The sequence below is a fragment of the Rathayibacter rubneri genome (genome assembly GCF_023743255.1).
In the GTDB taxonomy this organism is placed as follows: domain Bacteria; phylum Actinomycetota; class Actinomycetes; order Actinomycetales; family Microbacteriaceae; genus Rathayibacter; species Rathayibacter rubneri.
This window is the reverse complement of record NZ_JAMRYM010000011.1, coordinates 1-11559: the sequence shown is the minus strand read 5'-3', so window position 1 is coordinate 11559 and position 11559 is coordinate 1. Positions and strand designations below refer to the sequence as shown.

The following is an 11559-nucleotide window of genomic DNA, read 5'->3' as shown; positions in this document are numbered from 1 at the left end:
GCATAATGACCCCCCGCCGCACGTCGGCCGCGAGCGGCATGCGGTACCGTCGCGGGATGAGCGCTCAGGACTCCTCCCCCTCCGTCGTGATCTCCACCCCCGGTCTGGGCGATCGCGAGATCGCCGCCGTGACCGCTGTCGTCACCGCCCTCGCCGCTCAGGCGGGCGAGGCACCGGAGGAGTCCGCCGAGCTCGTGAGCGGCTGGAACGACCGCTCCAACGCCGTCCGCGCGCCGCTGCACCCGGGCCCCGGAGCCTGGCGCTCGTTCTCCGGCTGAGCCCGAGAGGGCTCTTGTCGCCCGTCCAGGGGGAGCTTTCCGCGGGGGCCTCGATTTTGTACCCCGATTAGTCCCCTAAAGTGACGACTATCTGGGGGCCTCCGGACTGAGCATGATTATCCGTGTTAGGTGTTCACTCCTCGGAGAGAGCATCGCCAATCACTCGCCGACCAGGGTAACGAGGCGGGTGTTTTGGGGGCGAGTGAGGGCGATATTCGGGTTATTGCCCTCACTCGGGGTTTGACGGCGGGCTGGGCCCCCTCTTCGGAGGAGTGGACAGCCCGCCGCACTCTTTTAACCGGGCGGTTCCGGGTCCTCGGTCCGGCGCGGTTCCGCGATCGGGTCGGGCGCGAATCGACGTTCCGCCGGATCCTCGTCGACAGCGCCCTTCGGCGCCCCTCGAGGTCGGAAGGCTACGCGCCGCGCCCGTCGCGGCGGATCTCGACCCAGGCGTCGACCTCGTCCGCGGAGTCGTCCGAGCCCAGGGCGCCGGCGCTGCCGTCGTCCGCGGTCCGCAGGCCGACCACCGTCACGGCCGACGGCGAGTCGGCGGAGGCGGTCCGCACGACGATGCGGTCGACGCCGTCGCGGATCCCTCCGAGCGCCTGGGCGAGCTCGCTCAGGACGCGACTGCTCTCCTCCTCGGAGGTGTGGTCGAGCCCGCCGTCGTCGAGCACCGAGACCGTCACGCCCCGTCGCCGCGCGTCGAGGACCAACCCGCGGACCCGGTCGTCCAGCAGCCGCCGGCCCCGGATCTCGTCGCGCACGGAGGCCTCGAGGAGGCGGCACTCGCGGCGCTCCTCGTCCGACAGCCCCGAGCCGCCCGTGGCGATGCGGCGGAGCATCTCCGAGGCGATGGCGCGGGTCTGATCCAGGCGCACCTCGCGCTCGGAGAGGTGGGCCTCCTCCGCCGCCCGCCACGACGTCGCCGCGCGTTCGGCCGCCTCGAGGACCCGCGCCTCCGAGCCGGCCCGGCCGAGCTCGATGATGAGCAGCTGCGCGATCCCGACCCAGGCCAGGCCGCCGATGACGCCGAGCGTCGCGAGGGCGATCGGGCCGGCCCACACCACGGTGTGGACGGCGAGGAAGAGCATGCCCGCCCAGGCGAAGGCGGGGCGGCTGCGCGCGCACACGATGGTCAGGAGCGTGCCGACGGCCGCGATGTACCAGGTGGAGTACCCGTTCGAGGCGGTGGGGTCCTGCGTCGGCGCGACGAGGAGCGGGAGGGCGATCGCGACCGCCGTCATCCCGGCGGCGAGCGCCGACTCCATCCGGGTCGTCGACCCCGGCCACAGGGCGAGGACGGTCGCCGCGACGTAGACGGCGACCGCGACCAGGTCGAAGACGCTCGCGGGCGAGTTCCGGAACGAGAAGAAGGCGAGGACGACGTGGTAGAGCGAGAAGCCGGCGCCGAGCGCGTACAGCAGCGGTCGCGGGTAGGCGATCACGAGCGCGCTCCCGACCGGACCGCGGGGGCGTCCGCGGTCCAGGCGACGCTGACCCGCGTCCCCCGCCCCGGACTCGACTCGACCGCGGCCTCTCCGTCGACGTTGTGCACCCGCTCGAGGATCGAGAGGCGGATCCCGAGGCGCTCGCGCGGCACCTCGGACACCTGGAAGCCCCGGCCGTCGTCCTCGACGACGACCGCGACCGCGTCCCCGTCGAGCAGCCCGGTGACGCTCCTGCGCACCCGATCGCTCGGGCCCGCGTGCTGGACGCTGTTCGTGAGCGCCTGCCACACCGCGCCGAGCACGGCCTCGGCGACGGCGCGCGGGACCGCATCGGTCCTCCCGTCGGCACCGTCGGCGATCCGCACGCCGTTCACCGCCGAGAAGGTGGAGGCGGCGTGCGCGAGCTGACGCTCGACGAGCTCCAGGGGCACCGCCCCCTCCGCCACCTCCGACTCCTTCTCGGGGAGCAGGACCGCCAGCGTCCGCCGCGCCATGGAGGCGACGAGCGACCGCTCGGCCGGGGACTCCGCGGTGGCCGCGGCGAGCAGAGTGGCCAGCACGTTGTCGTGCACGAGAGCGTCGACCTCGATCCGCTCGACCTCGCCCGCGTGCTGGCGCATGGCGGCCTCGTACTGCTCCATCGCGGTCGTCTGCGCGCGGTCGACCTCGTCGGCGGACTGACGCAGCACCGTGATGAGGACCATCATGACGAAGCCCACGATGCCGACGTAGAAGGCGTCGAGCACCGCACGGGTCGGCTCCACCGCGCCGCCGGCGGGGAGCACGCGCAGGACGCCGAAGAGGACGGGGGTGAGGACCGCGTACACGATGACGACGCGCAGCGGGGCGACCACGGTGCAGTAGGCGGTCCCGATGGTCAGCAGGTAGTAGACCCAGGGCGTGTCCGCCGCCGCGATCCCCGGCTGCACCGCGAGCGGCCAGGTCAGGAGCGCGATCAGGAGCCCGCCTGCGGCGAGCACGGCGGTGACCCTGGTGCCGCGCCCCAGCACGGCCGTGACGACCGACGCCGCCATCGCGCCGAACACGAGCACGAGCACCGGCCACGCGACGGCCGGCACGAGATCCGGCAGCTGGTTCAGGATCGGCGGGATCGTCTGCAGGGCGAAGCCGAAGCCGAAGAACGAGACGACCGTGCCGATGATGCGGTCGATGCGCGTCCGGTTGGCGTGCGCGCGGGCGGGAGCGACCTCAGCGGCCGGCATCGCCGTCGTCCGGATCGATGCCGGGCAGGATCCCGTCCTCCACCGCACGGCGCAGGAGGTCGACCTTCGTCGGCGCCGGCCGGCCGATCTCGACGTACTTGTCGCGGATCCGGTCCAGGTACTCCTTGGCCGTCGACACCGAGATCTGCAGCCGGTCGGCGACGAGCTTCAGCGGCAGACCGGAGGCGTACAGGTGCAGGACGTCGCGCTCGCGGCGACCGAGGACGGCCCGGGCGAAGTCGTCGTCGGCGTCGATCGCCGACGCCCACTCGAGGTTGTTCAGCACCTCGCCCCGCGCGACCGTGCGGATCGCGGCGACGACCGTCGACATCGGGGAGGACTTCGGGATCACGCCGGCGGCACCGGCGGCGAGCGCCTCCCGCACCGCGACGACCCGGTCGGCGATGCTGTGCACGAGCACGGCGGATCCGCGGACCTGGCCCCACTTCACGTTGGCGGTGATGCTCGATCCGTCGTTCAGCGAGAGATCCAGGACCAGGACCTCGATCTCGGCGCCGCCGACCACCTGCTCGAGCGCTCGGACCGTCTCGGCGGCGGCGACCACGTGCATCCCCGCGGCATCGATCGCGGCGGCGACCCCGAGGCGCACCGACTCGTGGTCGTCGACGATGGCCACGCGCACGCGCGGATCCTCGGCGGGCTCAGCGTTCATCCGTCCACTCCATCGGGGATCATCGTAGCGAGGGCGGGTTCAGCCGGAGCGGCGCGCGAGGCGGGCGACGGCCTCGACGTGCGAGGGGTTCGGGAAGAGGTCGAAGCCGTCGAGCCGCTCCAGCTCGTAGCCGCCGGCGGTGAGCGCTCCGACGTCGCGCGCGAGGGCGACCGGGTCGCAGGCGACGTAGACCAGCTGCGCCGGCGCGAGCTCGATCAGCGCAGCGGTGACCGCGCGGCCCGCACCGGAGCGCGGCGGATCGAGGACGACGGTGGCCGAGCGCCAGCGCTCCCGCTCGCGCGCGTCCGCCTGGGCGATCGCGTCGCGGAGGTAGCGATCGACCCGCGCGGTGACGGCGCGGGCGCCGACCTGGTCGGACAGGTTCTCGAGCGCGTGCTCGGTGGCGCGGGAGTCGCTCTCGACGCTCGTCACGCGGACGCCGGCGCCGAGCCGGTCGGCGAGCGCGGCCGCGAGCAGGCCGACTCCGCCGTAGAGGTCGTGGTTCGCCGCTCGCGGATCGCTCAGCTCGATGTCGAGGGCCGACTGCACGGCGTCGAACAGCGCCGTGGCGGCACCGCGGTGCACCTGCCAGAAGCCGGCGCGATCGACGCGGAAGGTGCGGTCGGCGACGAACTCGGTGACGACGGTCCGATCACGGCGCGCGCGCTTGTCGGAGGGGTCGTGCACGAGGACGGCCGCGCCGTCGGAGCCGGCGGCATCGACGAGATCGACGACGGAGCCGGGTGCGAGCCGATCGGCGAGGGGCGCGGCGGCGGAGGAGGCCGCGGTCGCGAGCGGCAGGCTCTCCACCGCGACGACGTGGTGGCTGCGGGAGGCGTAGGGGCCGACCCTGCCCTCGTCGTCGACGTGCAGGCGGTTCCTCGTGCGCCAGCCCAGGCCCCGCGTGTCGTCGTCACCCGCGATCGCCGAGACCTCGACGCTGACCTCACGTCGGGCGAAGCGCGAGAAGGCGTCCTCGAGGACCATCCGCTTGAGCGTGCGCTGGTGCTCCAGCGCCGCGTGCCCGAACTCGGCTCCGCCGACGCGATCCTCCGGACGGCGCTCGATGGCGGCCTCCGGCCACACGTGCGGCACACGGTGCGGCGAGGCCTCGAGCACCTCGAGGGCGTCGGCGCGCCAGAAGCTGTCGTGGCGCACCTCGCTGATGCGGGCGCGCACCCGCTCCCCGGGGAGCACGTCGGGGACGAAGACGACCCGGCCCTCGTGGCGGGCGACGAACACGCCGCCGTGGGCCACGTTGCTAATCTCGAGCTCGACCTGCGTCCCGAGCACGCCGTCGTCCTCGGTGGGACGGGCGGGTGTGCGGGGCGCGGACTTCGACATCCATCGAGCATCCCACAGCGGGGGCCCGGCCGCAGGGAGCACGCATGCGCCTCTACCTCGCCTCCACCTCCCCCGCGCGCCTGGCGCTGCTGCGGGCCTCGGGCATCGAGCCGCTGGTCGTGCCCTCCGAGGTCGACGAGCCCGCCGCAGTCGCCCGCGCCGAGGAGGAGACGGGTGCGCCGCTCGACGCCGACGAGACCGTCGCGCTCCTCGCTCGGGCGAAGGCCCGCGCCGTCCTCGGACCGGAGATCGACGGTCTCGTGCTGGGCGGCGACTCCGCCTTCGTGCTCGACGGCGTGGTGCACGGCAAGCCGCACGAGCCCGAGCGGGCGCGCGAGCGCTGGCGGGCCCAGCGCGGCAGGGAGGGGCGCCTCCACTCGGGTCACTGGCTGATCGACCACCGCGGCGGACGGATCCGCGGCGAGACCGGTGCGGTCACCTCCGCGGCCGTGCACTTCGCCGCCGACATCGAGGACGACGAGATCGACGCCTACATCGCCACCGGGGAGCCGCTCGAGGTGGCCGGGGCGTTCACCATCGACGGGCGCGGTGCCGGGTTCATCTCGCGGATCGAGGGCGACCCGTCGACCGTCGTCGGCATGTCCGTGCCGACCCTCCGCTCGCTCGTGCGCGAGCTGGGCGTGCCGTGGACGGCGCTCTGGAACCGGTGACTCCGCGGGGGTTGTGAGGAACCGACGAAGCCCCCGCTCTTCTTTGTGGTGAGCCGCCACGGGCATCGCCGAGCGGCCCCCTAGGGTGGGGAACCATGTCGCGTATTACGAAGGTGCTCATCGCCAACCGAGGCGAGATCGCCGTCCGAGTCATCCGAGCCGCCCGCGACAGCGGTATCGCGTCCGTCGCCGTCTACGCCGACCAGGACCGCGACGCGGTGCACAGCCGCCTCGCCGACGAGTCGTACGCCCTCGGCGGCACCACGAGCGCCGAGACCTACCTCGTCATCGAGAAGCTCCTCTCGGTCGCCCGCCGCTCCGGCGCCGACGCGGTCCACCCCGGCTACGGCTTCCTCGCCGAGAACGCCGACTTCGCCCGCGCCGTCATCGACGCCGGGCTCGTCTGGATCGGCCCGAGCCCCGACGCCATCGAGCGCCTCGGCGATAAGGTGTCGGCGCGCCACGTGGCCGAGAAGGTCGGCGCGCCGCTGGCCCCGGGCACCCTGAACCCCGTCTCGGGCGCCGCCGAGGTGCTCGAGTTCGTCGACCAGCACGGTCTGCCCGTCGCCATCAAGGCTGCCTTCGGAGGCGGCGGTCGCGGCCTCAAGGTCGCCCGCGAGCGCGACGAGGTCGAGGAGATGTTCGCCTCCGCCACCCGTGAGGCGGTCGCCGCCTTCGGCCGCGGCGAGTGCTTCGTCGAGAAGTACCTCGACCAGCCCCGGCACGTCGAGACCCAGTGCCTGGCGGACGCCCACGGCAACGTGGTCGTCGTCTCCACCCGCGACTGCTCGCTCCAGCGCCGTCACCAGAAGCTCGTCGAGGAGGCGCCCGCGCCCTTCCTCACGGATGAGCAGAACGCCGAGCTCTACCGCGCGTCCAAGGCGATCCTCCGCGAGGTCGGCTACCAGGGCGCCGGCACGTGCGAATTCCTCGTGGGCAAGGACGGCACCGTCTCGTTCCTCGAGGTCAACACCCGGCTCCAGGTCGAGCACCCCGTCTCGGAGGAGATCACGGGCATCGACCTCGTCCGCGAGCAGTTCCGCCTCGCCGAGGGCGGCGTCCTCGACTACGACGACCCGGCTCCCCGCGGCCACTCCTTCGAGTTCCGCATCAACGGCGAGGACGCGGGACGCGGCTTCCTGCCCGCCCCCGGCCCCGTGCACGTCTTCAAGGCGCCGGGCGGACCCGGCGTGCGCGTCGACTCCGGCGTGGTGTCGGGCGATGTGATCTCGGGCTCGTTCGACTCGCTGCTCGCGAAGCTGATCGTCACCGGCAGCACCCGCGCCGAGGCGCTCGAGCGCTCGCGCCGCGCCCTCGAGGAGTTCGAGGTGACCGGTCTGCCGACGGTCCTGCCCTTCCACCGCGCGATCGTGCGCGACCCCGCTTTCGCGCCCGAGGGCGACGCCCCGTTCTCGATCTACACGCGCTGGATCGAGACCGAGTTCGACAACACGATCGAGCCGTGGAGCGGTGAGCCGGGAGCGGCACCGGAGGCCGCCGCGCGTCAGAGCGTGGTCGTCGAGGTCGACGGGCGCCGCGTCGAGGTGTCGCTGCCGGGCGACCTGATGCGCTCGGGACCGGTGCGCTCGGCCTCGGCGGCGAGCGCCCCCAAGCGCCGCGGGTCGGGCTCCGTCAGCACCGTGACGGGCGACTCGGTCACCTCGCCGATGCAGGCGACCATCGTCAAGGTGGCCGTCGCCGAGGGCGACAGCGTCGTGGCGGGCGACCTCGTCGTCGTGCTCGAGGCGATGAAGATGGAGCAGCCGCTCACGGCGCACAAGGACGGCGTCGTGACAGGCCTGGCCGCCGAGGCGGGCACGACGGTCTCCGCGGGCCACGTCCTCCTGCAGATCGTCTGACGCGCGTCCGTCGCGCGGGGGTCGTCGCTCCCGCGCGTCCGTCGCCCGTGGATCTCGATACGCCCGCTGCGCGGGCTACTCGATCAGCAGAAGGCGGCGGCGCCGCCCCGGTCAGCGGTGACGGCAGTCCGAGGCGGGGTACGGGCGAGAGCCTCGGGCGGAGCCCGGGCGCGCGTCCGCCCGTCAGCGGAGGCCATGCCGGTCGACGATCGAACCCGTCAGGTGCAGAACCTCAGCCGAGACTGCCCGTCAGCCACGATGCCGCCCGAGCCCGACTCCCGGCTCTCGTTCCGCATCGCGATCGCGATCTATCGGACGGCCGAACGCCTCGATCCGCGCTCTCGCCCTTCGTTCCGGAACCACCAGTGGCGAGCCGCCGGATCGCCGACCCTGCACGAGCGCGCGTATGAGAATCGCGTGCGAGCGATTCGAGGCAGCGCGACGCGACCCGCGCTGCAGAACGCCCCCACCCACTCAGCCGACCGCGCTGAGCCGCACAGGGGCGGCTCAGAAGAAGGCAGCCGATCGCGTGTCAGCGATTCGAAGCAGCGCGACGCGACCCGCTCTGCAGAACGCCCCCACCCACTCAGCCGACCGCGCTGAGCCGCACAGGGGGCGGCTCAGAAGACGGACCGCACATCGTGAGCTTTCAGCTCACGATGTGCATGGCACGCGCCGCGTCCGAGATCGAGCCGGTGAGGCTCGGGTACACGGTGAAGGCGCGGGCGACCTGGTCGACGGTGAGCCTGTGCTCGACGGCGAGGGCGAGGGGGAAGATCAGCTCGCTCGCCTTCGGGGCGACGATGACGCCTCCGATGACGGTGCCGGAGCCGGTGCGGGCGAAGAGCTTCACGAAGCCGTCGCGGATGCCCATCATCTTCGCGCGCGGGTTCGCGGCGAGGGGGAGCTTGTAGATCTCGCCCTGCGCGATGCCCTCCTCGATCTCGCGCTGGCTCCAGCCGACCGTCGCGATCTCGGGCTGGGTGAAGATGTTCGCGGCGACGTTGCGCACCTCGGTGGGGTTCACGGCGTCGCCCATCGCGTGGAACACTCCCGTGCGTCCCTGCATGGCCGCGACGGAGGCGAGCGGGAGGAAGGTCGTGCAGTCCCCGGCCGCGTAGATCGACGGGACGCTGGTGCGGGCGACGCGGTTGACGCGGATGTGGCCCGACTCCGTCAGCTGGACGCCCGCCTCCTCGAGGCCGATGCCGGCCGTGTTCGGCACGGAGCCGACGGCCATCAGGCAGTGCGAGCCCTCGACGACGCGGCCGTCGGAGAGCACGGCGCGGACGCCCTTCTCGGTCCGCTCGACCCGGTCGGCGCGGGACTTGGAGAGCACGGTCATGCCGTTGCGCTTGAAGACGTTCTCGATGACGGCGGCCGCGTCGGCGTCCTCACCGGGCAGCACCTGGTCGCGGGACGAGATCAGCGTGACCTTCGCGCCCAGGGCGCGGTATGCGGAGGCGAACTCGGCGCCGGTCACTCCGGAGCCGACGACGATCAGGTGCTCGGGAACGGTCTTGAGGTTGTAGAGCTGCGTCCAGCTCATGATCCGCTCGCCGTCGGGCGCCGCAGCGGGCAGGACGCGGGGGCTGGCGCCGACCGAGACGACGATCGTGTCGGCCTCGATGCGGTCGAAGTCCATGCCCTCCTCGCCCGGCGCTGTCGAGACGATGAGGGCGTTCGAGCCGTCGAGGCGACCGTCGCCCGAGACGATGCGCACGCCGTGGTGCACGAGGTTCGCCCGCATGTCCTCGGACTGCTGGCGCGCCAGACCGAGCAGCCGCTTGTTGACGGTGGCCAGGTTCACGGCCACCTCGGGTCGGACCGGCTTGTTCGTCTGCTCGGACCGGGTGAAGAACTGCACGCCGAGATCGGCGGCCTCGCCGATCGCGTTGGTCGCCTCGGCGGTCGCGATCAGCGACTTCGACGGGACGACGTCGGTGATGACGGCCGAGCCGCCCACTCCGACGCGCTCGACGAGCGTGACCTCGGCGCCCAGCTGCGCGCCGGCGATGGCGGCTTCGTAGCCCCCGGGTCCCCCTCCGAGTACGGCGATCCTCTGCGTGCGCTCGAACTCGTAAGCCATGACTCCCATTGTCCTCCGTCGCTGGGAGTTCACCCAATCGGCGCGGCGCCCGGCTCGGCGCCCTCGACGCTCGGACCTTCCCGCGGGCCGTGGATAGGGTGGGGGAATGGCCGACCAGACCCCGAATCCGCTCGATTCCGCCGATGCCGATCCTTTCGCGATCGCCCGTGACGCCGCCGCTCAGATCGCCGAGGCGACGGGCGTCGAGAAGCACGACATCGCCCTCACCCTCGGCAGCGGCTGGGGCAAGGCCGCCGACCTGATCGGCGAGACGACCGCCACCGTCGACGCGACCGAGATCCTCGGCTTCTCGAAGCCGGCCGTGCACGGCCACGGCGGCACGCTCCGCTCCGTCCTCCTGCCCACGGGCAGGCGCGCGCTCATCATCGGCGCCCGCACCCACTACTACGAGGGCTACGGCGTCCGCCGCGTCGCCCACAGCGTGCGCACCGCGGCCGCGACCGGCGCCTCGGTGATGATCCTCACCAACGGCGCGGGCGGCATCAAGGAGCACTGGACGCCGGGGACCCCGGTGCTCATCAGCGACCACATCAACCTCACCGCCGACTCCCCGCTGGAGGGGGCGACGTTCGTCGACCTCACCGACCTCTACTCCTCCCGCCTGCGCGCGCTCGCCCGCGAGACGCGCGCCGAGCTCGACGAGGGCGTCTACGTCCAGTTCCGCGGACCGCACTACGAGACGCCCGCCGAGGTGCAGATGGCACGGATCATGGGCGGTCACATCGTCGGCATGTCGACGGCCCTCGAGGCCATCGCCGCTCGCGAGGCGGGGATGGAGGTGCTCGGCATGTCGCTGATCACCAACCTCGCCGCCGGCATCCAGAAGACGGCTCTGAGCCACGAGGAGGTCCTCGAGGCGGGTCGGAACGCCGAGGACGATCTCGCCCGCCTGCTCGCGGGCATCACGGGGACCCTGTGAGCGCCGCGATCCGCTCCCTCGCCGAGGACTGGCTGGCTCAGGACCCCGACGCTGAGACCCGCGAGGAGCTCGTGCGCCTGCTGGTCGCCGACGAGGCCGGGGACGCGGAGGCGTCCGCCGAGCTCGAGGACCGCTTCGGCTCCCGCCTCGCCTTCGGCACGGCGGGTCTGCGGGGTGCGATCGCCGCCGGGTCCAACCGGATGAACCGCGTGCTGGTCTCGCAGGCCGCCGTCGGCCTCGCCGAGCACCTCCTCGCCCGGGGCACCGGGCGTCCCGTCGTCGTCATCGGCTACGACGGCCGGAAGAACTCGAGGATCTTCGCCGAGGACTCCGCCGCGCTGATGGCCGGAGCGGGCGTCGACGCGGTGCTCCTGCCGCGCCTGCTGCCCACCCCGGTGCTCGCCTTCGCCGTGCGCCACCTGCGGGCCGACGCCGGCGTGATGGTCACCGCGAGCCACAATCCGCCCCAGGACAACGGCTACAAGGTGTACCTCGGAGGCGCGGACGACGGCTCGCAGATCGTGCCGCCGGTCGACGGCGAGATCGCCGAGAGGATCCTCGACGTGGCGCGGACCCGACGCGTGACGGACCTGCCGCGCGGCGAGTACCGCACGGCCGACGAGAGCGTCGTGACCGCCTACATCGACGCCACGGCCGGAGTAGGACGGCAGAGCACGCCCCTGCGCGTCGTCTACACGGCGATGCACGGCGTCGGCTGGGAGACCGCGCACCGCGTGCTGTCCGCGGCCGACTTCGACGAGCCGCTGGTCGTCGTGGAGCAGATCGATCCCGACCCCGCGTTCCCCACGGTCGCGTTCCCGAACCCGGAGGAGGAGGGGGCTCTGGATCTCGCCTTCGCCACCGCGCGCACCGGGCGAGCCGATCTGATCGTCGCGAACGACCCCGATGCCGACCGGTTCGCCGCCGCGATCCCTGACGCGAGCGCTCCGGAGGGGTTCCGCCGCCTGACCGGCAACGAGGTCGGCGCACTGCTCGGCTGGCGGGCGGCGGAGCGCGCCCGCGCCGAGGGC

The 11559-nt window shown here is 72.9% G+C and carries 10 protein-coding genes; 5 read left to right on the top strand and 5 right to left on the bottom strand.

Annotated features, from left to right (window positions below; translation table 11 throughout):
- Positions 1–56 precede the first annotated feature (56 nt).
- Positions 57–278 carry an acyl-CoA carboxylase subunit epsilon gene (locus NB037_RS04875; RefSeq protein WP_251944173.1) on the top strand — a complete coding sequence of 74 codons (222 nt, stop codon included), beginning with the start codon at positions 57–59 and terminating at the stop codon, positions 276–278.
- A 413-nt stretch (positions 279–691) separates the two neighbouring features.
- Here NB037_RS04875 and NB037_RS04870 read toward each other — a convergent pair whose 3' ends face one another.
- Genes NB037_RS04870 through NB037_RS04855 form a run of 4 tightly spaced genes read right to left on the bottom strand, consistent with a single transcriptional unit; the run spans position 692 to position 4969 of the window.
- Positions 692–1726 (bottom strand): DUF8320 family protein, encoded by a 1035-nt coding sequence (locus NB037_RS04870; protein ID WP_251944172.1) that lies wholly within the window; start codon positions 1724–1726, stop codon positions 692–694.
- Positions 1723–2952, bottom strand: coding sequence for a sensor histidine kinase (locus NB037_RS04865; RefSeq protein WP_251944171.1), 1230 nt, complete (start codon positions 2950–2952; stop codon positions 1723–1725). The genes NB037_RS04870 and NB037_RS04865 overlap by 4 nt, the downstream gene beginning before the upstream one ends.
- On the bottom strand, positions 2939–3625 hold the full coding sequence (locus NB037_RS04860; protein ID WP_207402881.1) for a response regulator transcription factor: 687 nt from the start codon (positions 3623–3625) through the stop codon (positions 2939–2941). The genes NB037_RS04865 and NB037_RS04860 overlap by 14 nt, the downstream gene beginning before the upstream one ends.
- 39 nt (positions 3626–3664) lie before the next feature.
- Positions 3665–4969 carry a class I SAM-dependent RNA methyltransferase gene (locus tag NB037_RS04855; protein WP_251944170.1) on the bottom strand — a complete coding sequence of 435 codons (1305 nt, stop codon included), beginning with the start codon at positions 4967–4969 and terminating at the stop codon, positions 3665–3667.
- A 44-nt stretch (positions 4970–5013) separates the two neighbouring features.
- Here NB037_RS04855 and NB037_RS04850 point away from each other — a divergent pair, with 44 nt between their 5' ends.
- Together NB037_RS04850 and NB037_RS04845 are read left to right on the top strand one after the other, a co-directional pair.
- A complete protein-coding gene (locus NB037_RS04850) occupies positions 5014–5640 on the top strand; it encodes a Maf family protein (protein WP_251944169.1) in 627 nt (208 codons plus the stop codon).
- Between the two features lie 95 nt (positions 5641–5735).
- The gene (locus NB037_RS04845) at positions 5736–7499 is read left to right on the top strand and encodes an acetyl/propionyl/methylcrotonyl-CoA carboxylase subunit alpha (RefSeq protein WP_251944168.1); all 1764 of its coding nucleotides are present in this window, start codon (positions 5736–5738) and stop codon (positions 7497–7499) included.
- Positions 7500–8148: 649 nt separating this feature from the next.
- Here NB037_RS04845 and NB037_RS04840 read toward each other — a convergent pair.
- On the bottom strand, positions 8149–9588 hold the full coding sequence (locus NB037_RS04840) for an NAD(P)H-quinone dehydrogenase (protein WP_251944167.1): 1440 nt from the start codon (positions 9586–9588) through the stop codon (positions 8149–8151).
- A 106-nt stretch (positions 9589–9694) separates the two neighbouring features.
- Between NB037_RS04840 and NB037_RS04835 the strand changes: the two genes are divergently transcribed.
- Together NB037_RS04835 and NB037_RS04830 are read left to right on the top strand one after the other, a co-directional pair.
- Complete coding sequence (locus tag NB037_RS04835; RefSeq protein ID WP_251944166.1) at positions 9695–10528, top strand: purine-nucleoside phosphorylase; 834 nt, start codon at positions 9695–9697, stop codon at positions 10526–10528.
- Positions 10525–11559, top strand: a 1035-nt coding sequence (locus NB037_RS04830) for a phosphohexomutase domain-containing protein (RefSeq protein WP_504971679.1), incomplete at its 3' end; no start/stop codon positions are given. The genes NB037_RS04835 and NB037_RS04830, both read left to right, overlap by 4 nt.